The 25,187-nt window shown below is 68.0% G+C and carries 24 protein-coding genes; 11 read left to right on the top strand and 13 right to left on the bottom strand.

Annotation, left to right across the window (positions count from 1 at the left end; all coding sequences use genetic code 11):
• On the top strand, positions 1–1,296 hold a 1,296-nt coding region (locus WU80_RS10335; RefSeq protein WP_369808508.1), incomplete at its 5' end, for an ATP-binding protein.
• A gap of 64 nt (positions 1,297–1,360) precedes the next feature.
• A complete protein-coding gene (locus WU80_RS10330; protein WP_055402424.1) occupies positions 1,361–2,602 on the top strand; it encodes an alpha/beta hydrolase in 1,242 nt (413 codons plus the stop codon).
• Here the strand turns inward: WU80_RS10330 and WU80_RS10325 are convergent.
• Genes WU80_RS10325 through WU80_RS10310 form a run of 4 tightly spaced genes read right to left on the bottom strand, consistent with a single transcriptional unit; the run spans position 2,589 to position 7,984 of the window.
• Positions 2,589–4,223 carry an ABC transporter family substrate-binding protein gene (locus tag WU80_RS10325; RefSeq protein WP_055402422.1) on the bottom strand — a complete coding sequence of 545 codons (1,635 nt, stop codon included), beginning with the start codon at positions 4,221–4,223 and terminating at the stop codon, positions 2,589–2,591. The genes WU80_RS10330 and WU80_RS10325 overlap by 14 nt on opposite strands.
• Positions 4,224–4,248: 25 nt before the next feature.
• Entirely contained in the window at positions 4,249–6,087 is a 1,839-nt protein-coding gene (locus tag WU80_RS10320; RefSeq protein WP_055402420.1) for an ABC transporter ATP-binding protein, read from the bottom strand.
• Entirely contained in the window at positions 6,084–7,010 is a 927-nt protein-coding gene (locus WU80_RS10315) for an ABC transporter permease (protein WP_055402418.1), read from the bottom strand. Before WU80_RS10315 ends, WU80_RS10320 begins: the two co-directional genes overlap by 4 nt.
• The gene (locus WU80_RS10310; RefSeq protein WP_055402416.1) at positions 7,007–7,984 is read right to left on the bottom strand and encodes an ABC transporter permease; all 978 of its coding nucleotides are present in this window, start codon (positions 7,982–7,984) and stop codon (positions 7,007–7,009) included. Before WU80_RS10310 ends, WU80_RS10315 begins: the two co-directional genes overlap by 4 nt.
• A gap of 165 nt (positions 7,985–8,149) precedes the next feature.
• On the opposite strand from WU80_RS10310, the gene WU80_RS10305 reads away from it, so the two are divergent.
• Positions 8,150–8,641: a carbonic anhydrase gene (locus WU80_RS10305; RefSeq protein WP_055402414.1), complete on the top strand. Its 492-nt coding sequence runs from the start codon at positions 8,150–8,152 to the stop codon at positions 8,639–8,641.
• Between the two features lie 3 nt (positions 8,642–8,644).
• Here the strand turns inward: WU80_RS10305 and WU80_RS10300 are convergent, their stop codons facing one another.
• Positions 8,645–9,067 carry a PaaI family thioesterase gene (locus WU80_RS10300; RefSeq protein ID WP_055402412.1) on the bottom strand — a complete coding sequence of 141 codons (423 nt, stop codon included), beginning with the start codon at positions 9,065–9,067 and terminating at the stop codon, positions 8,645–8,647.
• A 187-nt stretch (positions 9,068–9,254) separates the two neighbouring features.
• Between WU80_RS10300 and cysD the strand changes: the two genes are divergently transcribed.
• Genes cysD through WU80_RS10285 form a run of 3 tightly spaced genes read left to right on the top strand, consistent with a single transcriptional unit; the run spans position 9,255 to position 12,567 of the window.
• Positions 9,255–10,184, top strand: a complete 930-nt coding sequence (cysD, locus tag WU80_RS10295; protein WP_055402410.1) for a sulfate adenylyltransferase subunit CysD — start codon at positions 9,255–9,257, stop codon at positions 10,182–10,184.
• Positions 10,184–12,034, top strand: coding sequence for an adenylyl-sulfate kinase (gene cysC / locus WU80_RS10290; RefSeq protein WP_055402408.1), 1,851 nt, complete (start codon positions 10,184–10,186; stop codon positions 12,032–12,034). The genes cysD and cysC overlap by 1 nt, the downstream gene beginning before the upstream one ends.
• A gap of 47 nt (positions 12,035–12,081) precedes the next feature.
• Positions 12,082–12,567 (top strand): RrF2 family transcriptional regulator, encoded by a 486-nt coding sequence (locus WU80_RS10285; protein ID WP_055402406.1) that lies wholly within the window; start codon positions 12,082–12,084, stop codon positions 12,565–12,567.
• Between the two features lie 19 nt (positions 12,568–12,586).
• On the opposite strand, the gene WU80_RS10280 is transcribed toward WU80_RS10285, so the two are convergent.
• Positions 12,587–12,976, bottom strand: a complete 390-nt coding sequence (locus WU80_RS10280; protein ID WP_055402403.1) for a VOC family protein — start codon at positions 12,974–12,976, stop codon at positions 12,587–12,589.
• Between the two features lie 10 nt (positions 12,977–12,986).
• On the bottom strand, positions 12,987–13,400 hold the full coding sequence (locus WU80_RS10275) for a VOC family protein (RefSeq protein ID WP_055402430.1): 414 nt from the start codon (positions 13,398–13,400) through the stop codon (positions 12,987–12,989).
• A 70-nt stretch (positions 13,401–13,470) separates the two neighbouring features.
• Between WU80_RS10275 and WU80_RS10270 the strand changes: the two genes are divergently transcribed.
• Complete coding sequence (locus WU80_RS10270; protein WP_055402401.1) at positions 13,471–14,349, top strand: LLM class flavin-dependent oxidoreductase; 879 nt, start codon at positions 13,471–13,473, stop codon at positions 14,347–14,349.
• Between the two features lie 10 nt (positions 14,350–14,359).
• Here WU80_RS10270 and WU80_RS10265 read toward each other — a convergent pair whose 3' ends face one another.
• Positions 14,360–16,075: an NAD-binding protein gene (locus WU80_RS10265; protein WP_055402399.1), complete on the bottom strand. Its 1,716-nt coding sequence runs from the start codon at positions 16,073–16,075 to the stop codon at positions 14,360–14,362.
• A gap of 165 nt (positions 16,076–16,240) precedes the next feature.
• Here WU80_RS10265 and WU80_RS10260 point away from each other — a divergent pair, with 165 nt between their 5' ends.
• Together WU80_RS10260 and WU80_RS10255 are read left to right on the top strand one after the other, a co-directional pair.
• Positions 16,241–17,536: a hypothetical protein gene (locus WU80_RS10260; protein WP_068219691.1), complete on the top strand. Its 1,296-nt coding sequence runs from the start codon at positions 16,241–16,243 to the stop codon at positions 17,534–17,536.
• A gap of 55 nt (positions 17,537–17,591) precedes the next feature.
• On the top strand, positions 17,592–18,077 hold the full coding sequence (locus WU80_RS10255) for an NUDIX hydrolase (protein WP_231633791.1): 486 nt from the start codon (positions 17,592–17,594) through the stop codon (positions 18,075–18,077).
• Positions 18,078–18,120: 43 nt separating this feature from the next.
• On the opposite strand, the gene WU80_RS10250 is transcribed toward WU80_RS10255, so the two are convergent.
• Both WU80_RS10250 and WU80_RS10245 read right to left on the bottom strand, forming a co-directional pair.
• Complete coding sequence (locus tag WU80_RS10250) at positions 18,121–18,444, bottom strand: DUF732 domain-containing protein (RefSeq protein ID WP_055402395.1); 324 nt, start codon at positions 18,442–18,444, stop codon at positions 18,121–18,123.
• Positions 18,445–18,652: 208 nt separating this feature from the next.
• On the bottom strand, positions 18,653–19,345 hold the full coding sequence (locus WU80_RS10245; protein WP_055402393.1) for a hypothetical protein: 693 nt from the start codon (positions 19,343–19,345) through the stop codon (positions 18,653–18,655).
• A 98-nt stretch (positions 19,346–19,443) separates the two neighbouring features.
• Between WU80_RS10245 and WU80_RS10240 the strand changes: the two genes are divergently transcribed.
• Positions 19,444–19,944 (top strand): nitroreductase family deazaflavin-dependent oxidoreductase, encoded by a 501-nt coding sequence (locus WU80_RS10240; protein ID WP_055402391.1) that lies wholly within the window; start codon positions 19,444–19,446, stop codon positions 19,942–19,944.
• A gap of 28 nt (positions 19,945–19,972) precedes the next feature.
• Here the strand turns inward: WU80_RS10240 and WU80_RS10235 are convergent, their stop codons facing one another.
• Positions 19,973–20,737: a S9 family peptidase gene (locus tag WU80_RS10235; protein ID WP_055402388.1), complete on the bottom strand. Its 765-nt coding sequence runs from the start codon at positions 20,735–20,737 to the stop codon at positions 19,973–19,975.
• Between the two features lie 21 nt (positions 20,738–20,758).
• Positions 20,759–21,538, bottom strand: a complete 780-nt coding sequence (locus WU80_RS10230; RefSeq protein WP_055402386.1) for an alpha/beta fold hydrolase — start codon at positions 21,536–21,538, stop codon at positions 20,759–20,761.
• A gap of 90 nt (positions 21,539–21,628) precedes the next feature.
• On the opposite strand from WU80_RS10230, the gene WU80_RS10225 reads away from it, so the two are divergent.
• Positions 21,629–23,398 carry a GNAT family N-acetyltransferase gene (locus WU80_RS10225; RefSeq protein WP_055402384.1) on the top strand — a complete coding sequence of 590 codons (1,770 nt, stop codon included), beginning with the start codon at positions 21,629–21,631 and terminating at the stop codon, positions 23,396–23,398.
• 204 nt (positions 23,399–23,602) lie between these two features.
• Here WU80_RS10225 and WU80_RS25815 read toward each other — a convergent pair whose 3' ends face one another.
• Complete coding sequence (locus WU80_RS25815; protein ID WP_156349505.1) at positions 23,603–24,931, bottom strand: hypothetical protein; 1,329 nt, start codon at positions 24,929–24,931, stop codon at positions 23,603–23,605.
• Positions 24,932–25,187 lie beyond the last annotated feature (256 nt).

Raw genomic sequence — 25,187 nt, 5'->3', positions numbered from 1 at the left:
GATGTGTATAAGAGACAGACCGGGCCCACCGCGGTCCGGGTCCCCGGCGTCTTCGCCGCGCGGATCACGCCCGGCGCGACGACGCTCGATGTGCAGGCGAAACACGATGCGGCACAACAAGAACTGGCTGCCGCCTTGGCCGCCGCCGTGGTGACCGATGTCGCCGCCGCTCGAGCCTCCGATCAGCAGCGCCGCGAACTGCAGAGCAGCCGCGACCAGTTGAGCGCCACCCTGGCCGGCCTGTGCGGTGACGAGGAGATCGACCAACTACGCGCCCGGCTCGAGCAGCTGCGCGCCGGGCAACCAGAGTCGGACCAGCCCGCGGCGGACATCGGCGCCGCCCGCGACGAACTCGCGGCCCTCGAAGCGGCGGTCTTGACGGCGACGGCCGAATCCGAGGACCACCGCCGGAGTGCCGCCGCCACCACCGCGCGGCTCACCGAGTTATCCACCCGCGCAACGGTTCTCCAGAACGCGCTGGAGACGCAGCGCGGCGAGCTCGGCGCCGCCACCGACCGGCTGGCCCATGAGCGGGCATCGGCCGGTGATGACGAGCTGGCGTCGGCGGCGGACACGGCGCTGCAGGCGGCACGGGCCGCCGAAGGCCGCCACGCCGAACTGGCAGGCGCGCTGGCGGCGGCGAACCCGAGCGCGGTGCAGGCCGAATTGGCCGCCGCGACAAAGCAAACGGAGGAACTGCGGGAGCGTTACGACGAGGCGGCCCGGGAGTTGCGCGAGACCACCATCGAACTGTCGGTGTTCGGCGGCGAGGGGCGCCAGGGCAAGCTCGACGCCGCGGAAACCGAACGTGAGCACGCCGTCAGCGAGCACATCCGGGTGGGCAGCCGGGCGCGCGCGGCGCGGTTGTTGCGGTCGGTGATGACGCGCCACCGCGACACCACCCGCCAGCGGTACGTCGAGCCCTACCGCGCCGAACTGCAACGGCTCGGGCGGCCGGTGTTCGGCCCCACCTTCGAGGTCGACATCGACAGCGACCTGTGCATCCGCAGCCGCACGCTCAATGGCGTCACGGTGCCCTACGAATCGTTGTCGGGCGGAGCCAAGGAGCAGCTCGGCATCCTCGCGCGGCTGGCCGGCGCGGCCATGGTCGCCAAGGAGGACGCCGTCCCGGTGGTCGTCGACGACGCGCTGGGGTTCAGCGATCCCGACCGGCTGGCGAAGATGGGCGAGGTCTTCGACACGGTGGGCACGCACGGGCAGGTGATCGTGCTGACCTGCAGCCCCGACCGGTACGACGGCGTCAAGGGCGCGCACCGCATCGATCTCAGCGCCTAGCCCGGGGCCTGAACTGCGCCAATCCGGCTCACGGGCAGAATGGGGCCATGGCGGGGCGACACCGATGACGATGACTGCGAAGCGGCGCCGCACGCAGCAGAAGCTGGCGGCGCTACCAGGTGTGCGGCCCGTGCGCCGGCCGATCTCCCCGGATAACCCCGACGAGTTCGATCTGTACTACGTGCGCACCGGACGGAAGTCCGCCCACCCGGTCGTCATCATCCCGGGAGGTCCCGGGGTGGCCTCGGTGCAGATGTACAGGGGTCTGCGGCGCCGCGCGGCGGCCGCGGGCCTGGACGTGATCATGATCGAACACCGCGGGGTGGGCATGTCCCGCCACGACGACACCGGCGAGGATCTGCCGCCCGAGGCCATCACCGTGAACCAGGTCGTCGACGACATCGCCGCCGTGCTCGACGACGCCCACGTCGACTCGGCCGTCATCTACGGCGCCTCGTACGGCACCTACATCGCCTCCGGGTTCGGCGTGCGCCATCCCGGTCGGGTGCGGGCCATGGTGCTGGACTCGCCACTGCTGTCACGGCATGACATCGTGATCGTGCGCCGCGCGATCCGCCGGCTGCTGCTCAGGGGCGACAGCCCCGAAACCGCCGCGCTGGCGCCGAAAATGCGCAAACTCGTCGACGCCGGCGTGATGACCGCCGCGGCCACCCAGGTCGTGGCGACCATCTACGGTTACGGCGGCGCCGAGCTGCTCGAGCGCCAACTCGACCTGCTGCTGGACGGCCGAAAGCTGTTGTGGTGGGCGCTGTCCCGGTTCACCACCCTGAGCCACCTGCCGTATCGCTACGAGGAAGACCTGGTGAGCCGCATCGCGTTCCGCGAGCTCGACTACGCCGCGGAACCCGACGGATTGCCGCTCGACCCCGCCGTCGCCGAACGCGAGGCGCGCACGCAGAAGGTGTCTTTCGAGGACGAGCCCTACGACCTGCCGACCGAGCTGCCGAACTTCAACTGGCCCAACGTGGTGGTGTCGGGCGGTCGTGATCTGATCACCCCGCCGGCGGTCGCCGAGCGCGAGGCCCTGCTGCTCCCCAACGCGGTGTTGCTGAAGTTGCCCAACATGGCGCACAGCGCGCTGGACTTTCGCGAGCCCGCCGCGATCGCCATCGCAAAAGCGGTGTGGCGCGGCGAAGCCGAGAGCCTCATCGCGGAAGCGCCCGCGCTCGACGCCCTTCCGGCGCGCCCCGAGCTGCGCTTGCTGTGGAAGGCGATCGGGGTGGCCGCCACCGTGGAGGGCGCCCTGCCGATCCCGGCCTGGCTGCGCCGCATCAACTCCGCGTGAACCCGATTGCGGTGTAGCGCAAGTCGCCCAGACCGGCCGCGCCGAAGTTGGCCAGCGTGCTGCGGACCGCGACGTCGCCCGGCGATTGCGTCAGCGGCAGGCTGAAGCCTTCGGCCCAGATGAGCTTGTCGAGGTCGTTCGCCAGCGCCCTCGCCCTTTCGGGGTCGAGTTCTTCCAGCGTCCGCTCGATCGCCGCGTCGATCTGGGGGCCGCCGATCTTGCCGAAGTTGCTCTCCCCGCTCGACAGGTAGATCTGGGTCAGTGCCGAGAGCGGGAAAGCGTCGCCCAGCCAACCGAATTGGGCCATGTCGAAGTCCCCGACGTTGATGTAGTTGGTGAAGAATCCGCTGCCGGCTCTGGCCACGAGGTCGAGCTTGACACCGATCTGCGCGAGGCTGTGCTGCGCGATCTGGGCGAACTGCCGACTGCCCTGGGCGTCGTAGAACAGATCGCGGATCACCAACTGGCGGCCGTCCTTCTCCCGGAACTGACCGTTGAGCCTCCACCCCAGGGCGTCGAGCTCGCGTTTGGCCGCCTCCGGGTCGTAGGGGACGACCGCGCTGTTGTCCTGGTAGCCCTTCTGCCCCGCGACGTAGATGTGGTTGCCCAGCGCCACCGGGTCGCTGGTGAGCCCGTACTGGACGACCTTGGCGATGGTGCGCCGATCGATGCCCTTGGCCACCGCGAGCCGTAACGCCTTGTCGGACAGGATGGATCCGGGCGCGCCGTTGAACGTGAAGTGCGACCACGCGGGGGCCGGGGCGCGCCGGATCGAGATGCCCTTCGTGCGCTGGGCGATGGTCAGCTGGTCCACGGTGCCGACGCCGGACGCGTCGATGGTGTTGTTCTGCAACGCCGGTAGCCGCGCGGCGTCATCGAGCACCAGGTAGGTGATGTTGTCCAGGCGCGGTCGATCACCCCACCATTTCGGGTTGCGGGACAACACGATCCGCTGGGTGGTTCGGTCCAGCGACGTGACGATGAAGGGGCCCGCGGACGGGCCGGGCCCGTCGAGTTGGCCCTTGTTGAAGGCCTCGGGCGTGGCGGTCATGCTGCGGGGCAGCAGCATGCCGTTGCCGGCGAACATGCCGCGCCACTCGGCGTACGGCTTGGCGAAGGTCATGACGGCCTGCCGGTCGTCCACGCCCCGGGTGACCGACGCGACGCGGTCGGCGCCGCTGGGCCCGGCGATCTCGAACGTCTTGTCGGCGCCGCTCAGCGCGTGGATCTGGCTGGCGATGTCCTCCCACGTGATCGGTGTGCCGTCGGACCACACCGCCTTGGGGTTGATCGTGTAGGTCACCACCTGCGGTGCGGTGCCGGTGAGTTCGACGCTGGTGAAGTAGTCGGTGTCGACGGTGGTCGAGCCGTCAGCGCCGAGGATGAATGCCCGCGGCAACGTGGCCTTCATCATGGCGGCGACTTCGGCCGAATTGCCGTCGATGTGCAGGATGTTGAAGTTGGGCGGGAAGTCGGTGAGCGCCAGGCGCAGGCTGCCGCCGTCCTGCAGCGTGGCGGGATCGTGGGGATTGATGTCGCTGGTCGTGCCGATCTCGGCGCCGTGGCCGGTCTCCGGCATCAGGCTGATGGCCGGTGAGCATCCCGAGATCCCCACCGCCATGGCGAGAAGCGCCGTCGCCACCCGCCTAGACACGTTTGCCCGGATCGGGTTGTGGCACGGCGCCCAGCAGCCGCCGGGTGTAGTCGTGCTGCGGGTCGCCGAATACCTGCCGGCTGTCGCCCTGCTCCACAATTGTGCCGGCATACATCACCACCACCTGGTGCGCGAGGTGCTTGACCACCGAAAGATCATGGGAGACAAACAGATACGAGAGGCTAAACCGCCCCTGCAGGTCGAGCAACAGGTTGATGATGCCGGCTTGGATGGAGACGTCGAGGGCCGACACCGGTTCGTCGAGCGCCAGGATCTTCGGCTGCAACGCCAGCGCCCGCGCGATGCCGATGCGCTGTTTCTGCCCGCCGGAGAACTCGGCGGGGTAGCGCGCGGCGTCGGCCCGGCGCAACCCAACGATGTCGAGCAACTCGGCGACCCGGGCGTTGGTCTCGCTCTTGCCGAAGTCGTTGGCCAGCAACGGTTCGGCGAGCAGGTCGAAGACGGGCAGCCGTGGGTCCAGCGACGCCACCGGGTCCTGGAACACAACCTGGATGTCGCGCCGCAGACTTCGCCGGCGGGACGCGGTCAGGGTCGCGACATCGGCACCGAGCACCTCGATGGAGCCGGCTTGCGGCGCAACGAGTTCCAGGATCTCGTGCAGGGTGGTCGACTTGCCCGAACCCGACTCGCCGACGATGCCCAGGGTGCGGCCCTGCCGCAGTTCGAAACCGACGCCGTCGACCGCGCGCACCTCACCGACGGTGCGGCGCAGCACCACGCCTTTGGTCAGCCGGAACGTCTTGACCAGATCGCGCACCCGCACGACGACCGGCGAGTCGCCGGATTCCGGCCGGTGGACGTCCGTCTTGACCCCGTAGATGTCGGCGGCACTGCGCCCGTTGACCTGGTCGGTGCGGATGCAGGCCGCGCGGTGACCGGCGCCGACGGCGAGCAACTCCGGTTCCTCCGTGCGGCATTCGTCGATCACCAGCGGGCAACGCGGCGCGAAGGGGCAGCCGGGTTCCAGCCCCACCAGCGACGGCGGCGCGCCGGGGATGGGCACCAGCCGAGTGCCCTGCGCGGCGTCGAGCCGCGGAACCGAGCCCAACAGCCCGACGGTGTAGGGCATTTGGCGATCGCGGTACAGGTCGTGCACCCCGGCGGATTCGACCACCCGGCCGGCGTACATCACCAGTGCGCGGTCGGCGAACTCGGCGACCACGCCCAGGTCGTGGGTGATGATGAGCACGCCGGCGCCGGTGATGTCGCGCGCGGTCTTGAGTACCTCGAGGATTTGCGCCTGCACGGTGACGTCGAGCGCGGTGGTGGGTTCGTCGCAGATCAACAGGTCCGGGTCGTTGGCGATCGCGATCGCGATGACGACGCGCTGGCGTTCGCCGCCGGACAGCTCGTGCGGGAAGGCGCGGGCGCGGCGTTCGGGCTGCGCGATGCCGACCAGCTCGAGCAGTTCCACCGCGCGCCGGCGGGCGGCGTTGCGGCCCACGCGCGGCTGGTGGATTTCGATCGCCTCGGCGATCTGGTCGCCGACGGTGTAGACGGGCGTCAGCGCCGACATCGGATCCTGGAACACCATGCCGACCGTCTTGCCGCGGAACCGCGACATCGCGTCGTCGCCCAGGCCGAGCAGCTCGGTGCCCTGCAACCGCACCGAGCCCCGCACCCGCGCGTACTCCGGCAGCAGGCCCACCACCGCCATCGCCGAAACCGACTTGCCCGAACCGGATTCGCCGACCATCGCCACCACTTCGCCCCGGGCGATGTCATAGCTGATGCCGCGCACGGCGGTCACCGGCTGGCCATCCGTCGGAAACGTCACGGCCAGGTCGGTCACCTCCAGCAGCGCGCTCACCGGTCGCCACCCCGCAACATGCCGGCGCCCGGATCGAGCGCGTCGCGCAGGCCGTCGCCGGTCACGTTGGCGCACACCAGGATCAGCACCAGCACGCCCGCCGGGAACAGGAACACCCACGGGAAGGTGGTCGCGGATTGGGTGCCGTTGGCGATCAGCGTGCCCAGCGACACGTCGGGCGGCTGAATGCCGAAGCCGAGGAAGCTCAGCCCCGTCTCGGCCAGGATGGCCGATGCGACGTTGAGGGCGGCGTCGATGATCAAGATCGAGGCCACGTTGGGCACCACGTGACGCAGGATGATCCGGCGGCTGGACACGCCCATGTACCTTGCGGCCCTGATGAATTCGCGTTCGCGCAGGCTCATGGTCATGCCGCGCACCATGCGCGAACTGATCATCCAGCCGAACCCGGCCAGCAGCAGGACGAGCATCAGGATGTTGGCGGAGCTCTTGGTGCGCGGGGTGACGATGGCGATGAGGATGAAGCTGGGCACCACGAGCAGCAGGTCGACCAACCACATCAGCGCCCGGTCCCGCCAGCCGCCGAAATATCCGGCGATCGAGCCGACGGTGGCGGCGATGCCGGTGGAGATGACCGCCACGCACACCCCGATCAGCATCGACTTCTGCATGCCCCGCAGGATCTGCGCCAGCAGGTCTTGGCCCAGCGCGTTGGTTCCCAGCCAGTGCCGGGCGTTCGGCGGTTGCAGCAGCGCGTCGAAATCGAGGTCGTCATAGGAGAACGGCAGCACCGCCGGCAGCGTGTAGCAGCCGACGAACAACAGCACCAGCAGCGTCAGCGCGGCGACCGCCAACCGGTTGCGCAGGAACCGGCGCAGCACCAGGGTGCGGCGCGAGGTGAACTCCTCGGCTTTTGGGGACGAAATCCCTTGAGCCGCTTCGACTGTGGGCTCGGACGTCATGACACCCGCACCCTTGGATCGAGGGCCGCGTAGAAGACGTCCGACAGCAGGCCGGCCAGCAGCACCACCGTCCCGGAGAACAGCGTGATCGCGGCGATGATGTAGGTGTCCTGCGTCGCGATGCCCTGCACCAGCCATTCGCCCATGCCGTGCCAGCCGAAGATCTTCTCCACGAACACCGCGCCGGTGACCAGCCCGGCCACCCCGTAGGCGAACAGGGTGGCCAACGGGATCAGCGCGGTGCGCAGCCCGTGCTTGACCAGCGCACGCCGGCGGGTGAGCCCTTTGGCGCGCGCGGTGCGAATGAAATCCTGGCCCAGGACGTCGAGCATCGCGTTGCGCTGATAACGGCTGTATCCGGCGGCGGCGGCCAAGGTGAGGGTGAGCGTGGGCAGGATCAGATGCCGCAGCCGGTCCACCAACTGGTGCCAGGCCCCGCCGCCAACGCCCGGTGAGGTTTCCCCGGTGTAGTCGAACAGGTGCACGCCGAGCGCCCAGTTCACCCGCAGCGCACCCAGGATCAGCAGGTTGGCGATGACGAACGTCGGGGTGCTGAGGATCAGCAGGGCCACCATGGTGACGAGGCGGTCGCTCAGCCGGTATTGGCGGATGGCGCCCCACGCGCCGGCCACGATGCCCAGCACCGTGCCCGCGAGCGACCCAATGACCAGCAGCCGCAGCGTGACTCCCACGCGGCGCCACAGTGTCGCCCCGACGGGCTGGCCGGTGATGGTCTTGCCGAAGTCGCCGCGAACGGCATGCGAGGCCCACTGGGCGTAGCGGATCGGTATCGGCTTGTCCAGGTTGAGCGCGTGGGCCTTGGCGTCGATCACGGACTGCGGCGGCCGCGGGCTGCGCTGCAGCAGGCTGTCCAGCGGCCGGAAGGCCACCGACGTCAAGCAGAACGTGAGAAACGATGCCAGCGCCAGCAGCACCACGTAGTTGAGCAGGCGGCGCGCCAAGAAGCGAATCATCCCCGACCGCACCCGCCTCGCATTGGGACAGGTTAACGAGCCGGGCCCGGACCGGCCCGTTGCGGCGGCCGGATCCTTGTGATCCGGCTGATTTTCATGCGTCAATAATCGGTGGCCCGTTGTTAGCATCCACCGCGGTGTTGCGACATTTCCGAGGAGGCTCGCGTGACGGTTACCGACGACTACCTGGCCAACAACGCCCAATATGCGAGCACCTTCCAGGGGCCGCTGCCCTTGCCGCCGGCCAAACACGTCGCGGTGGTCGCGTGCATGGACGCCCGGATCGACGTCTATCGCGTCCTCGGCATCAACGAGGGCGAGTCGCACGTGATCCGCAACGCCGGGGGAGTCGTCACCGATGACGTCATCCGCTCGCTCGCCATCAGTCAGCGGCTGTTGGGGACGCGGGAGATCATCCTGATCCATCACACCGACTGCGGGATGCTCACCTTCGCCGATGACGACTTCAAGCGCGCCATTCAAGAGGAGACCGGCCTCAAGCCGCCGTGGGCGGCCGAGGCCTTCCCCGACGTCGCCGAGGACGTCCGGCAGTCGTTGCGCCGCATCGAGGCCAGCCCGTTCGTGACCAAGCACGTGTCCGCGCGCGGGTTCGTCTTCGACGTCGCCACTGGGAAGCTGCAGGAAATCAGGGCCTAGCGCTCAGCCCACCTTGTAGGTGGCCAGGGCCTTCGCGACGAGCGTGCCCTGCGGGTCGACGATCTCGGCCTCGCAGTTGACCAGCGACCGGCCGCGCCGCAGCACCCGGCCGACCCCGATGACGTCGGTGGCGCGGGCCGGGGCCATGAAGTCCAACGTCATCGACACGGTCACGCCCCGCGGCTCCGGGGGAGCCTGCGCGCCGCACCAGGCCGCGGCCATGACGGTGACATCGGCGAGGGTGGCGATCGCGCCGCCGTGCACCATGTCGCCGAGGGTCACGTTGGCGGGATCCCGCGGCAGCCGCAGCCTGACCTCCCGGTCGTCGAGTCGGTCGGCGACGATGCCCAGCTTTGCGACGAATGGCGACTGGGGCAGGAACGCCGCGATGACGTCACGGCCACTCGGTGCGGGTTCGGCAGGCATCCGCTCATGCTGTCGCACCGCAGACCGGCCGGAAAAGGGCCGCCGCCGCACTTGACCCGATCTGTCCGGTGTCCGGCCGCCGCGCCATCGCAAACGCCGGGCACTTGACAACCGTCGGGCCGAACTGGTGCTATGTAGGGCAAAGCTGCCAAACTTGACCGACTCTACCAGGTTTACCGAGGAAGCCATGACCAGCGATCTGAAGGCGGGCCCCGCCGCCGGCCAGTACGAGCTGAGCCATTTGCGCTCGCTCGAGGCCGAAGCGATCCACATCATCCGGGAGGTGGCCGCCGAGTTCGAGCGGCCGGTGCTGCTGTTCTCGGGCGGCAAGGACTCCATCGTCATGCTGCACCTGGCGCTGCGGGCGTTCCGGCCCGGGCGGTTGCCCTTCCCGGTGATGCACGTCGACACCGGCCACAACTTCGACGAGGTGATCGCCACCCGCGACGAGCTGGTCGCCGAGCACGGCGTGCGCCTGGTGATCGCCTCGGTCCAGGAGGACATCGACGCCGGCCGGGTCGTCGAGCCCAAGCAGGGACGCAACTCGATCCAGACGGTGACGCTGCTGCGCGCCATCCGGGAGAACAAGTTCGACGCGGCGTTCGGCGGCGCCCGCCGAGACGAGGAGAAGGCGCGCGCGAAGGAGCGGGTGTTCAGCTTCCGCGACGAGTTCGGCCAGTGGGACCCGAAGGCGCAGCGGCCCGAGCTGTGGAACCTGTACAACGGCCGGCACCACAAGGGCGAGCACATCCGCGCGTTCCCGCTGTCCAACTGGACCGAGTTCGACATCTGGTCCTACATCGGCGCGGAGGACATCGCGCTGCCCTCGATCTATTACGCCCACCGGCGCAAGGTGTTTCGCCGCGACGGCATGCTGCTCGCGGTCGACCGGCACATGCGGCCGCGCGACGACGAGCCGGTGTTCGAAGCGACGGTGCGGTTCCGCACGGTCGGCGACGTCACCTGCACCGGATGCGTGGAGTCGGAGGCCTCGACCGTGGAGGAGGTCATCGCCGAGACTGCGGTGTCGCGGCTGACCGAACGCGGCGCGACCCGGGCCGACGACCGCATCTCGGAGGCCGGGATGGAAGACCGCAAACGGCAGGGGTACTTCTGATGGCCACACCGACGACGCTGCTTCGCCTGGCCACCGCGGGTTCCGTCGACGACGGCAAGTCCACGCTGATCGGGCGGCTGCTCTACGACTCCAAGGCCGTCATGGAGGACCAGTGGGCGGCGGTGGAGCAGACGTCCAAGGAGCGCGGCCACGACTACACGGACCTGGCGCTGGTGACCGACGGCCTGCGCGCCGAACGCGAGCAGGGCATCACGATCGACGTCGCCTACCGCTACTTCGCCACTCCCAAGCGGAAATTCATCATCGCCGACACCCCGGGCCACATCCAGTACACCCGCAACATGGTGACCGGCGCGTCCACGGCCCAGCTGGTGATCGTGCTCGTCGACGCCCGGCACGGCCTGCTGGAGCAGTCCCGCCGGCACGCCTTCCTGGCCTCGCTGCTGGGCATCCAGCACATCGTGCTCGCGGTGAACAAGATGGACCTGATCGGCTGGGACAGGGAGAAATTCGAGGCGATTCGCGACGAATTCCACGCCTTCGCCGCCCGCCTGGACGTGCACGACGTGGCCACCATCCCGATCTCCGCGCTGCACGGCGACAACGTGGTGACCAAGTCCGACCAGACCCCCTGGTACGAGGGCCCGGCGCTGCTGTCGCATTTGGAGGAGGTCTACATCGCCGGTGACCGCAACCTGGTCGACGTGCGATTCCCCGTCCAATACGTCATCCGGCCGCACACCCGCGAGCATCAGGACCACCGGAGCTACGCCGGCACCGTCGCCAGCGGGGTCATGCGCCCGGGCGACGAGGTCGTCGTCCTGCCGATCGGCAAGACCACCAGGATCACCGCGATCCACGGGCCGAACGGCCCAGTGGAGGAAGCGTTTCCGCCGATGGCGGTGTCGGTCAGCCTCGCCGACGAGATCGACATCTCGCGCGGCGACCTGATCGCCCGCACCAACAACCATCCCCGCGTCACCCAGGACTTCGACGCGACCGTGTGCTGGATGGCCGACGACGCGGCGCTGGAGCCGGGCCGTGACTACGTCATCAAGCACACCACCCGGACCACGCGCGCGCGGGTGACCGGGCTGGACTACCGGCTCGACGTGAACACCCTGCACCGCGACAAGTCGGCAACGGCGTTGCAGCTCAACGAACTCGGCCGCATCTCGCTGCGCACCCAGGTGCCGCTGCTGCTCGACGAGTACACCCGCAACGCCAGCACCGGTTCGTTCATCCTCATCGACCCGCACACCAACGGAACGGTGGCGGCGGGCATGGTGCTGCGCGACGTCTCGGTGCAGACGGCGAGCCCGAATACCGTGCGGCACAAGTCATCGGCCCTCGCCGAAGCGCGGCCGCGCGGCAAGACGGTGTGGTTCACCGGCCTGTCCGGTTCCGGCAAGTCGTCGGTGGCCATGCTCGTCGAGCAGATGCTGCTCGAAAGGGGAAGCGCCGCTTACGTTCTCGACGGTGACAACTTGCGGCACGGCCTGAACGCCGACCTGGGCTTCGCCATGGCCGACCGCGCCGAGAACCTGCGCCGGCTGGCGCACGTGGCGGCGCTGCTGGCCGACGCTGGCAACGTCGTGCTCGTGCCCGCGATCAGCCCGCTGACCGAGCAACGCGAAATGGCTCGTAATGTGCACGCCGCCGCGGGGTTCGACTTCATCGAGGTGTTCTGCGACACTCCGATCGAAGAATGCGAGCAGCGCGATCCGAAGGGGCTGTACGCCAAGGCCCGCGCCGGCGAGATCGCCCACTTCACCGGCATCGACAGCCCGTATCAACCGCCGGTCAACCCCGACCTGCGGCTGACGCCCGACCGCACCGTCGAGGAGCAGGCACAGAGCATCGTCGATCTGCTCGAATCGCGGGCTTGACGCACGGCTGCGACTGATTGCCGCCGCCGGGTGGCACAATCCACAGAGTGCGCATGTCGGCGAAGGCGGAGTACGCGGTGCGGGCCATGGTCCAACTCGCCACGGTCCCCCATGGGACGTTGGTGAAGACCGACGACTTGGCCCAAGCGCAGGCCATACCGCCGCAGTTCCTCGTCGACATCCTGACCAACCTGCGCACGGATCGCCTGGTGAGGAGCCATCGGGGTCGCGAGGGCGGCTATGAACTCGCCCGTCCGGGCAACGAGATCAGCATCGCCGACGTGCTGCGCTGCATCGACGGACCGCTGGCCAGCGTGCGCGACATCGGCCTGGGGGACCTGCCGTACTCGGGTCCGACGGCTGCGCTCACCGACGTGTGGCGGGCGCTGCGCGCGAGCATGCGCTCGGTGCTGGAGGAGACCACGCTGGCCGATGTCGCCGCCAACGCCCTGCCCAAGCACGTCGCGCAGTACGCCGACGACTATCGGACGCAGGAGAGCGCGCGGCACGGCACGCCGCGCGCCGGCGAATAGGCGCACCCCGCCCGCGGATTCAGCTCCCCGATCCGTACGGGCGGGTCAGGATTTCCATGGCGTGACCCGAGGGGTCGCGGAAGTACACCCCGCGCCCGCCGTCCCTGTGGTTGATCTCGCCCGGCCGGTTGGCGCCCGGGTCCGCCCAATGCTCGAGGCCGCGCGACGAGATCTTGCCGTAAATGGAGTCGAACTCCTCCTCGGAAACCAGGAAGGCGTAGTGCTGCCGGGTGATCTCCGCGCCCTCGGGAGCGTCCGCATAGTCCAGGCTGACGTCGTGTTCGAGTTGCACAACCATGAAGTGGCCGAACGGCTTTGGGCTGGGCAGGCCGAACAACTCGGTGAGGAACTCCGCGGATTCGCGTTTGTCGCGGGCGGCGACGATGGTGTGGTTGAAATTGATGGCCATGGTGTTGATCCTATTTCGGTGCGGTGAGCTCCAGGGCGATGTTGTCGGGGTCGCGGAACTGCAGGATGTAGGACGGGCCGATGTCTTTCACCGGCTCGTGCGTGATGCCGAGCTCGTCGAGATGCGTTGCCGCGGCGTCCAATTCGTCCTTGGTGGCCACCCGGAACGCGATGTGGTCGAGCCCGGTGCGGTCCTCGTCGAAGCGGTCGGTGGCGACCGGGCGCAGCCCGAGCAGCGTGCCGCCGAGGTCGTAGATGACGCCGCCGAACAGGAAGCTCAACTGGGCGCGGGTGGCCTCGTCGGCGTTGTCGGGCACCTCCAGGAGGACCGGCCAGCCGAACACGCTCTCGTAGAACTGCCGGGACCGCTCGATATCGGTGACGGTGAGCCGGACGTGCGCGATGGAACTGCTGGTGAAACCCATCTGCTCCATGCTGCCACTTGCGCGAGCCGATGTTGACTCCCATGCCAGAATCGCCGTCGTGCGGATTGCGATGACGCTGCCGGTGATGGAGCCGGACTTGGATGCGGGAATTCTGCAGAGCTGGGCACGCGCGATCGACGAGGGTCCGTTCTCGTCGTTGTGCTGGGGCGAGCGCATCGCGTTCGAAAACCCCGACAACCTGACGCTGCTGGGCGCGCTGGCCGCCTGGACCAGTCGGGTGCGGCTGTTGACGACGGTGATCGTGCCGCAGCTGCATGACCCCGTCATGCTGGCCAAGGCGCTGGCGACCGGCGACATGCTCTGCGGCGGGCGGCTGAGCGTGGGCATCGGGGTCGGCGGCAGGCACGAGGACTACCACGCCGTCGGCGCCGACCCGGCGACGCAGACCATGCGGGAGATGGCCGACCGGGTGGCCGTGATGAAGCGCGTCTGGGCGGGCGAAAAGCTCACCGAGTCGGTGCTTCCGGTCGGGCCGGCGCCGGTGCAGGCCGGTGGGCCGCCGCTGTTGGTGGGCAGCATCGGCCCGAAGACCATCCGCAGCGCGGCCGCCTGGGCCGCCGGACTGGCCGGGACCACGCTGGACCTGGACGTCGCCAAGCAGAACGAGCTGTTCGACGTCGCGCGCGACGCCTGGGCCCAGGCGGGCAAGGGCAGGCCGCACCTGGTGACGTCGTTCTGGTTCGCGTTCGGGCCGCCCGATCAGGCGCGCGCCCAGGTGCACCGTCACCTGCGGCGCTACATGAATTGGATTCCGGCGGAGTACGTCGACGCCATGGCGCCGACGACCGGGTGGGCCGGCACCGAGGAGGAGCTGCTGGCGGTGCTGCGCAAGTTCTCCGACATCGGCACCGACGAGGTGCAGCTCATCCCGACGAGCTCAAACGTCGACCAGCTGGCCCGCGCCGCGGACGTCGCCGCCCGGCTGTAGCGCTAAGCCACTAGGCGCTCGCCCGCTCGTCGCCCGCGGCCGGCTGCTGGGGCGGCTGCCCCTTGCGCAGCGTCGCGAGCAACTCCCGATACGGGCCGACCAGGTACACGGTGTCGCCGCCGCGCAGCCAGGCGTCCCGGCGCGGGTGCAGCTCGACGGGCGCGTCCTGCCTAGTGATCGCGATGACGCGGGTCTGGGTGGACAACTCGAACATCTTCAGCCCGTCGAGCTCGCTGCCGGCCGCCACGTGCATGCCGCCGACCATGAACGAGCGCTGCCCGACGGAGAACGTGCCCAGCACCTGGAGGCCCATCGCGGCGCCGATGAACCACGGCGCGGCCAATTCGACGGTGGACCGGACGTTTTCGAACCCGAACCGTTGCGCCACCGCGGCCCCCAGCACGCGGTCGTAGACGCGCAGCACCAGGGGTACGTCGGGCCGGACGACTTCGGGCATGACGCGGGGGCCCAGCATCTCGCGCAGCACGATCCCGGTTTCGATGTTGACCATGTCGTCCTGCGTCAGCACCGCCACCGCGCGGGCGTGATCCACGCGGGCGGACTCGAGGGTCTGGCGCAGCGTCGCGTCCCCGAAGATCACCGGCACGTCCAGGTCGGCGGCGGTCGACAGGTAGCGGTTGTTCTCGTCCCGCTCGACGACCGCGACGTCGTATCCGGCCAACCTCAGGTCGGCGACGACGCGGCTGCCGAACGAGCCGAGCCCGACCACGATGACGTGATTGCGCAGGTGGCGGGCGCGGCGCCGCCCGACCGAGTGGGCGAACCGCCGCGACAACAGCAGGTCGGCGATGAAGGCGACCAGCAGCGCGGTGGTCGTCACGCCGGCGAACATCAACATGATGCTGAACAGCCGCAGCCAGGTGGGCTGCTGCAGGAAGCTGAAGTCGCCGTAACCGACCGTCGCGATCGTCTCGGTGCTGAAATACAGCGCGTCCAGCCACGTCATCCGCGGGTGCGGCTGGTAGCAGAAGCGCAGGATCACCGTCGATCCGACCAGCAGGCACGCCGCGGCCAGCAACGCCCGCGCGAACATCGGGTTGACGTCGTCGCGCAGGGCCCGCGCTGCGTCGATCGCGCGCCGCAGCCGGGTCAGGCGCGTGCGCGTCACCGTCGGCCGCGGGACCTTGATGCCGCGGGCGGCCAATTCCTCGGCGGTGCCGATCATCGCCGTCCAGTCACCGGCGTGTACCGACAGGTCGCGGCCCGGGCACGACACCACCTCCCCGGGGGTGGCGCAGTTCTCCCCATGAATCACCGCCACCGGTGCCAGATCGCCGTAGATCTCGCGCAGCGTCGCGTTGCGCGGCGCCTCGGCGCCGGAGACGACGAATTCGATGCCCGCCGCCTCGAACGGGTGCACGGTGTGCGCGAGGCAGGCCTCCACCACCGAGGGCGCCGCCAGGTCGGCGACGTCCAGAATCGCGCCGGGGCGCTTGTCGGCGGCCATCGCCGTCCGCAGCACGTCGTTGCCCAGCCGGGCCACCACCCGCACCCGGGGGTTGGCTTTCCTTGCCAGCAGCGCGATTTCGAGGTTCGTCGCGTCGTCGTCGCCGACACAGATCACGGCGCGGGCGCGGGTGACTTCGGCGTTTTCGAGCTCGCCGGCGGTTTCGAGCTTGACGATGTGCACGCCGGCGTTGTTGAGCTCCTCGACGATCGTGGTCGCCAACGCGTCGTCACCGCTCACGATGATGTGGCCGCGCATGGTTACGCCCGCTTCGGGTCGTCCGGCATAACCCCCACCTCTGCTGACGTTGGCGTTTTGTTCCTATGACTATCAGGCACCATGCCGATTCATGCCAGCCCGACACCGGACGCGCTGACGGCGAGGTGAATTGCCAGCGGGCCTCGCGAGGGATTCGATAGCGGTATGACGCAGCCGGAACTGCCGGGGCCGCTCGCCGCCTTAACCCGGCTCATCTCCGAGCGCATCGCCGCGGCCGATTTCGCCGGGGCGTTGCCCCTGATGAACGAGCTGGTCACCGTGTGCCGCCCGATCCTGGGGGAGCGACACCCCAACGTGTTGGACATGAAGCTCGCGCTGGTGCACCTGCAGCTCCAGATGGGCGACCAGGCCGGGGCCTACGCCGTCCTCGAGCAGCTGGTACCCGAGTTCGAGGAGGTACTCGGCCGCGAGCACATCACCACGCTGACGGCGCGCCACATGTTCGCCGACCGGCCGCAGCAGGAGGGGCGGGCCGCGCTGGCCGAATGGCAGCAGCTGCTGGCCGACGAGGAGCGGGTGCTGGGCGTCGAGCACCCCACCGCGCTGACGTCCAGGGACCGGGTTGCGCAGAAGCGCAAGGAGCTCGGCGACTACCCGGGCGCCATCGCCGAGGGTGAACAGGTCCTCGCCGCGCGGTCCCGGGTGCTCGGCGACCACCACGAGGACACCCTGGGCACGCGGATGGCCTTGGCGCAGTGGCACGGCGAGTCGGTCGACGGCGCCGGCGCCTTGGCCGAGCTTCGGTCGCTGCTCGAGGTGATGCTCGAGAAGCTGGGGCCGGACCACCGCCACACCTTGATCGCCCGGCACACCATCGCGCTCTGGGAGCCCGAGCCCGCGGACTGCCGGGAGAAGGTCGCCACCTGGGAAGCGCTGGTGGACGACGAGGCCCGGGTCTTCGGCGCCGACAACTTCGTCACCGTCGCCGCCCGGGAGGAACTGGCGAAATGGCGCGGCCGCGTCGAGGACCGCCGGTGGGCCAACGGGGTGCGGGGCCGGGTCGAAGAAGCCAACAAGCGCCGCCTGCTCGCCAAACAGCAAGCCACCCAACGATTTTCGGATGGCGAATATCTCCGGTGCTGGCTTGCCGAGCGCGGGGCCCAATTTCCGGTCTGGGCAAACCATTACGGCGGCGACGCCATATGGGACTTCTCCCCGGATTCCCTCGATGCTCTGGAAGAGCTCGTCATCCAGCAGGCCCCGACGCCCGAGCAGCTGCTGGACGAGGAGCGCAACGCGCCCTTCGTCGACGGCGCGGTGTGGTATCTCGGCGAGGTGCTGCGCCGCGGACGGTCCCTGCCGTGGGAGTACACCCGCGGGGTGACGTCGGATCCCACCGTCGGACACGTCGACGTGTTCGAGGCCCTCACCAGCGCGCTGCATTCGGCCGACCGTGGCGCCCTGCGCCGCACCTACGACCGCTTCACGGCGGCCCAGTGATACTGGGTTGGTGATCGAACGCATCGCGACCCGCGAGATCTATCGGAGCCAATGGATGGTGCTCCGGGAGGACGACATCCGTCGCCAGGACGGCAGCCCGGGCATCTATGGCGTGGTGGACAAACCGGACTATGCGTTGGTGATGCCGTTCGACGGACGGCGCTTCCGGCTGGTCGAGCAGTTCCGGTATCCGCTCGGGGAGCGGCGGTGGGAATTCCCGCAGGGCACCGCGCCGGGCCTGGCGGACACCGACCCGTCCGAGCTGGCGCGGCGTGAGCTGCGCGAGGAAACGGGACTGAGCGCGACGTCGTTCGAGGTGCTCGGCCGGCTCGATGTCGCCCCGGGCATGACGAGCCAGCGCGGATGGGTGTTTCTGGCCACCGGAATCGCCGAGGGGGAGCCGGATCTCGAGCCCGAGGAACAGGACCTGCGCAGCGCCTGGTTCGACCGCGAGGACGTCGAGCAGTTGATCCGTTCGGGAGTGATCGCCGACGCGCAATCCGTCGCCGCCTACGGCCTGTTCCTGCTGCGGCAGGCATGACAGTGCGGGGACCCGCCGGGTCCCCGCACCGTGAGGGTGGTGGTCAGGCCGAGGTGACGTACTGCGGGCAGTAGGCCGAGGCGGCGTCGACGGCGAACGTCTTGGAGCCCTTGGTGCTCAGGCCGGTCGCCTGGGCCACCGCGCTGATGACCTCCTTGCTCGAGTGGCCCTCGTCGAGGGCGTTGCAGACGGCGTGCGCGTCCTTGATGGCGACCGAAGCGCTCGGCGGGGTGATGCCGTCCGAGGCCAGCTGGGCGAGGAACGCGTCGTCGACCGAGCTCGCGCCCGCGGTGCCGGCGAGGCCGAGCGCGGCCAGGCCCAGGGCGGCGGTGCCAACGACGGAGGCGGTGAAACGGCGAGAGAACATCGGGGTCTCCTTGGTGCTGAGGTGAATTTTTCTGGTGGACGCTTGGTGCGTTGATCACAGAATCAGCACGGGGGCTTAACGGGTTCTCAACAAATTCTTGGCGCGCTATCAGGGGCCAGGTACGCCGTCAGCAAGTCCGGCAGCAGCGCGGCGGCCGGTCAGGCCGAACCCACGTTCAGTGCCGACTAAGCCGCCGGAACCGGCTGAGTCACTGCGGCGCGGGCGTCATCGAGGCGATGTAGTAGACCTCGTGCCCGGTCGGGTATCCGCCACCATTGGTGGCGATGTGCACGTGGTCGTAGTGGTTGAGGGTCTCCGACCCGAGGTCGGCGGTCCAGCTGCCCCCGCCGACGCCGGGGTAGATCTTTTGCCGCCAGATCACGTGGTTGATTCCCCAGCGCTTCGCGTTGGCCAGCGCGTAGCCGGCGATCTGGTTGCCCAACTCGATGCCCTCGGGGCTGTTGTGGTTGGGGATCATCACGTCGATCGCCAGGCCGTTGGGATGCCACGGCAGCGCGTCCTCCCGGTATCCGCCGATGGTGGTGATCTGCGGGAACAGCACGCTGATGGCCCGCTCCGCCCAGATCGTCTTGACCTGCAGCCTGTCCTCGGATCCGACGCCGTGGGGCAGCGCCACCTGGAACTGCTGGCCGGCCGCCGGCGGCGCGTTTGCGGTCAGCATCTGCACTTCCTCGGGGGTGGCGGTGTGCGGGGCGTTGGCCGGTGCGCTGGGGGCCGCGTCGGCGGGTCCGGCGGCCGCGCTGGTGGCGGGCGCGGGCGGCGGGGTGGGCGCGGAGGGTCGCGGCTTGGTGCCCTGGGCGTAGACCATGCCGGCCGACAGCACCAGCGAGGCCGCGATGGCCAGCCATCGGCTCCGGCCGGCTAACAGGTTCCTGCCCACGAGCTGCAGCTTAGTGTCGTGTGGGGCGGGTGTGGCGCGTTTTGTTCAGCTCGGCCGAATAGGGTCTGCGCGCTTCCCGAGCGGTCCACAATGACACCATGTCCAGCCAGTCTTTCGCCGACGCCAACCTCTTCCACCGGACGATGCGCCGCTTCGCGTCGACGCCGGTGGGCGTGGCGCTGCTGCGGCACACCGCGCACCACCTCGACCGGCTGATCACCACGGTCACCCGGGGCAGGAGCAGCTTCGCTGGAGTCGCGACCGGCATCCCCGTGGTCATGCTCACCACCACCGGCGCCAAATCCGGCGAGCCCCGCACCGTCGCCGTCTACGGCATCCCGCATCCGGATGGGCTGGCACTCATCGCCTCCAACTTCGGCGGCGCCAAGCATCCGGCCTGGTACCACAACCTGAAGGCCCATCCGGAGGCGACGGTGTCGATCGGGCGCGACACCTGGCACGCCACCGCGCGGCTGGCCACGCCGGACGAGCGCGACGAGATCTGGGCCAAGGGCCTCGAGCTGTATCCGGGCTGGCGCAAGTACGAGGTGCGGGCCGGCAATCGGCACATCGAGGCGTTCATCCTGGCGCGCAACTGAATTCGGCTGTCCCGCAGACGATCTGGGGTCAATCCGCGTCGCCCAAGTAGGCATCGGCCCAGGCGCCGATGATCCGCCCGGCCCGGCGGGCTTGCCCGCGAACGGTCAGGAAGTGATCCGACCCCTCGAGCGAGACGAAGCTGCGCGGATGGCGCGCCAGGCGGAAGATCTCGCTGGCGTTGGCGATGCCGACCGTGTTGTCGGTGGGCGAGTGCAGGATCAGCAGCGGAAGCCGCAGGCCCTTGATCTTGTCGCGCAGGTGGGCGGCGCGCACGTCCTCGACGAAGGCTCGCTTGAGTGTCAGCGTCCGCCCGCCGACCATCCACTCGGCACTGCCCTCCGCCAGGCACCGGTCGACGACCGCGTCGTAATGCTTCTCGACGTGGCTCGGGTCGACGGGCGCGGCGACGGTGACGACCGACCGCACGCCGGGCGACTGTCGGGCCGCGGCGAGCACCGCCGCGCCGCCCCACGAGTGCCCGATCAGGATGTCGGCCGGCGTCCCGCGGGTCGTCATGAATTCGCATGCCCGGGCGATGTCGTCGACCTTGACCGTGAACGACCCGTCGCCCCAGTCGCCCTCCGATCCGCCGAGACCCAGCGCGTCGAAGCGCAGCATGCCGATGCCGTCGGCGGCCAGTTGCTTGCAAATCCGCGCCGCGGCGGGCGAATCCTTGCCCAGCGTGAAGCCGTGCGCGAACACGCCCCAGCCGCGCACCGGTCCGTCCGGGACCTCGATGACGCCCGCCAGCATCGCGCCCGTGGAACCTTGGAACGTGACACGTTCGCCCATGCTGACGATCTAACCCGCCCGTCAGCCTCTGCGGGCGACGTCTTGGCTCAGGATCTGGGGCCAGGTCTCGACATCGGCCGGGATGTGCGCCACCGTGAGCGTTGACCGCGGCATCAGTGCGGCAAGCGATTCCGCTGTCGACATCGGATGCGCCGGGTCGCCGACCCAGGCCAGAATCGTCGTCGGCACATCGATTCGTGCGACCGCTTCGCGCGCGGGCAGGTCGCTGAGGGCCGCGCCCCGAAACAGTGACGGCAGCAGCGCGTCGGCCACATCGGGAACCGTTTCGGGCCTGCCGACCGTGGCCGGCGGCGGAGTCACCCCACGCGACGACGCGATGAATGCCCCGACACCCTCGGTTTCGATGAAGTCGGCCGCGGCCCGGTAGATCGCCGCTTGCGCGGGCCGGGTTTCCCACGCCGTGGCCGGCACCATGAGCGTGAGGCCGGCGAAGCGGTCCGGCTCGCGGGCAGCCGCGTGCAGCAGCGTGCCGGCACCCATCGACGGGCCGACCCCGTGCACCCGCTCGCCGGGAAACCATTTGTCGAGCAGCTGCAGAAGATCCTCGGCAAGGCTTTCCCATCGGTAATCCTCCGGGACCTTGCGCCCGGTCGACTTGCCGTGGCCGCGTGCGTCATACCGCAGCAGTCGGGTCCCGCTGAGGCCCCGGCCGAGGTCGAGATTGAGCACCCGGTCGCGCGCGCGGCTGGAGGTTAGTCCGTGCAGTTGAACTACCGGATGACCACCTTCGTCGCTCAGTTCAACCGCAAGCTCCGCTCCGGGAACCACGAAAGTGGACATCACGCAACTCTTCTCACGACCGGACGGCTCGCCCCGGAGCCGACCGCGCAGACCGAGCATTCAGGCTAACCGGGGCGTTAGGGTACCGCCATGCGGCTGACGAACGTGGCGCACCTGCGGCTGCCCTTCGGGCGACTCTGGGGCTACGACGTGTCGGTGTCTGACCTCGGCAGGCAGCTCCCGGTGTCTTTCGACCAGCGCATACACGTCGGTGCGGGCGCACGACCCGGTTCCTGGATGGCTCTGTCCATTCGGTTGCCGGCGGGGGTCAGCCGGCAATCGTTGGCCGACGCGTGGCTGGCCGTGATCGCCCGCCACGGCACCCTGCGAACGGCATTCACACCCGGGGCGGACGGCGAGCCGCAGCTGCATGAGATCGATGTTCACCCAGGCAAGTGGGTAGAGCATGAGATCGCTCCGGGCCAGGCGGTCAACGACGCGCTGCGAGTGGTTCTCAATGCGACGTGCTCGCCCTATCAGCGGCCCTCACATCGGTTGTGTGTGCTGGAGACTGCCGCCGGATTGACGGTGGTGATCGCTGCCGACCACGCCCACGTGGACATGTGGTCGATGCTGGTGATTGCCCGGGACCTGTTGTCGATGCTCGCCGACGCCCGGATCGGACTTACGTCACCGCCGCAGGCGCCGCCGCCGGCATTTGTCGTGCACACGCAAGCACTGCTGGACCTGCCCGCGGCACCGGAGAGCGTGCGCGCGCGATGGGCACAGATCATCAGCGACAGCGGTGGGGTGATGCCACGGTTTCCGCTGCCGTTGGGTGAGTCCGGGCCGCATCCGGAACGCGTTGAAGTGCGTGACGTGTTCGATGTCGATGACGGCGCCGCGTTCGCCGCGCAGGCACGCGACGACGGTGTCTCGACGCTGGCACTCGCTGTGGTCGCCATGACTGCGGTGACCCGCGAGTTGGCCGGGGCGCCGCTGCGCGCGGTCTTCCCCGTGCACAGCCGATTTGAAGACAAATGGCACGACTCGGTGGGCTGGTTCATCACCAATTCGGTCCTGGAATCGGCGGTTGCCGAGCCGCACGCCGCGGCCGCCGCCGTCAAAGAAGCCGTGCAGCTTGGTTCCTGGCCACTGGCCGACGTACTGGCTCCGTGGGGTGGAATGCCCATCGCGCCAGGCATGTTCGCGATTTCCTGGCTGGACCAAAGCAGACTTCCGGTGCGCATCGACTCGGTCGGACTCGACGCCCAGTACGTGAGCGCGAGCGTTGACACCGACGGCGTCATGCTCTGGTTCATCCAGGACGAGTCCGGGCTACATCTGCGATGCCGCTACCCGGATACCGCGGAGGCACGAACAAACGTGGGGGGGTGGCTGGACCTGTTGGTAGCCCGCCTACAGGCACTGGCGCAGTCCTCGGTTCGCGGACTGCTGCGGGTAGCGGAGCGCACATATCGTGTGCAGCGCGCGACGCGCGAACACGTGGGGGTGATCGCCCAGCTGCTCTCCGACGATGAGTTCGGTCAGGATCGCGAAGCCGCCGAACTCGAACGCTACGAGGCGGCCTACGACATCGTCGTTCGCAACCGATCCAACTATCTCGGAGTCGTCCTGAACGGTTCCGACAAGGTCGTCGCGACCGTGCAATTGACGATCATTCCCGGCCTTTCCCGCGGTGGCGCCACCCGGCTGCAGATCGAGGGGCTACGGGTCGCCAAAGCCGAACGTGCCCAGGGTATTGGTACTGCACTCGTCGAGTGGGCACACAACTACGGCCGAGCACACGGGGCACGGCTGGCGCAGGTGACCACAGACGAGGCTCGCGAAAGGGCTCGGGCGTTCTATCGCCGGCTCGGGTACCACGACGCCCACGTCGGGTTGAAATGCACCATCTGAGTCCGGTTTTTGCGCGTGAATGTTGCAGCGTGGATAATGGAAACACCGTCTGAACTGCAAGAACATGAGTGCCCCCGGCAGGATTCGAACCTGCGACTAAGCGCAATAGCTGAGGCTAGCTGCGAGCTTGCCCGGGTATAGCGCAGCTGGCGAGACTCCCGCGCGACCTAGCCTCAGAGCCGGACTGCGCAGGAATCCCGTTCATCACGCGGGCTTACGGCCTGTGAACCAGTTGACGGTGTCTTTTGTCGCAGCAATCTTCTCTTTGAAGTCTGGGTCGCTCGCTGCCACACTGACGACTATCCAGACCACGCTGACAACGGTCCAAACACCCACTATCTGAGGGCTGAGCTGGAAAGGCGTTGCGCCGGGTTCTTTGCTCTCGTTACAAATGTATATAACCAATTTGGCAAGTAAGAGACCAACCAAGGGTATTACCCCAAAAGCGGCGTGCCGCAGGAATTTTACCAGCCGCTGCCGCCACGTGAGCATTGCCAAGGGTACCGGAGTTTCGCCCGGCGGGATCAAGTAGTGATAATGATGGGATGCTATTGCGGCCCCCATGAAAGCTATTCTTTCACCCAGCGACTGTTCGGTGCCCGGCTGCGGAAACGCAACCCACATGCGTAGTTCGCGGATGCTAGCCGCAATTCTATAAAACTGTTCTGCCGACACTTCCGACGGATTATTCCCAATGAGGCCTAGTCTTTTTGGGATGAACGACTCGAAAGCGTTTGCGAGTAAGCTCAACTGGCCAATAATATAGCGGCGAAGTTCGATATCCTTGGACAGACCCGGTAGGGCCCACAGGATGGTACATACCCGGTAGAAGGCATTGATGTCGACTGGTATTGCTGTCTGCCAAAATAGGGAGTTCCCGATACCCGCGAAAAGTACCAACACAACTGCTGACATCGATATCGACACTATTCCAAAGGCGTTGAGCAACGTTGACCAATACACATTACTGCTTTGAGTAGATAGTTCAACGGCAAATGCGGCTATTCCGACTGCAAACATTGCCAAGGGTCGCCTAAATGCGTTCTCAGGCTTGTATATGTAGGGCGCGAACAGTCTGCTTCGTGGCTCATGGAGTGCCAATTTAAAGACTTTTCGGAGCTCGTAACGCGATAAGCGAATTGTCCAGTCAGTGCTGTAAACTATTGCGAACAGAAGAATGGCACTGCTAATAATGCCCCGTTCAGCTTGCCAAAACTGCCCGTCGGGCATGTGGAGAGGTCCGCTAGGATACGCGGACATTCTCCACCAAAAAGGCATTTGCGAACTGGCGTATAAACATACAATTGCTATGGCGCAAACGACACCGGAAATCCACGAAAAAGTCCTGGTGGTGCGGCGCATGGTTGCAGGCTCGTTTGTGCAGAACTGGCGCAAATGCTCGTCGATAGATTCGCCGTATGCCGCTCGCAGGACATCAAGGTGCGGGCTGAATAGCTGCTGATAGGCATCCGCTCGTTTTGTCACATCTGCCAAGGTTTTGGGAATTGGGTCGCGGAAGGTGCTCAACTTCAAGCGCCGGAGTCCGCGCGGGCGCTGAACCTTGACCCTAAGCATGGGACGAAGGGCTCCGAGTTCGGACGTTCGGAAAGCGGCTTTCCCGCACTGGTCCAGTCAGCGAATGACTCACGACTTGAGGCCAGATCAATGCCGCCGGAGCCCGCAATGTCAGGCGCGACACATCGCCCCCCTTGGCTACCACATCTAACGAGCGGATCGACTCCCGACAGTCGCACCTGAGAGGCTAGGCGATCATTGGGTCGACGTATCC

Origin of the sequence: Mycobacterium sp. UM_11 (assembly GCF_001414075.1) — a bacterium.
GTDB lineage: Bacteria > Actinomycetota > Actinomycetes > Mycobacteriales > Mycobacteriaceae > Mycobacterium.
This window is presented reverse-complemented; position numbering and strand designations above follow the sequence as displayed.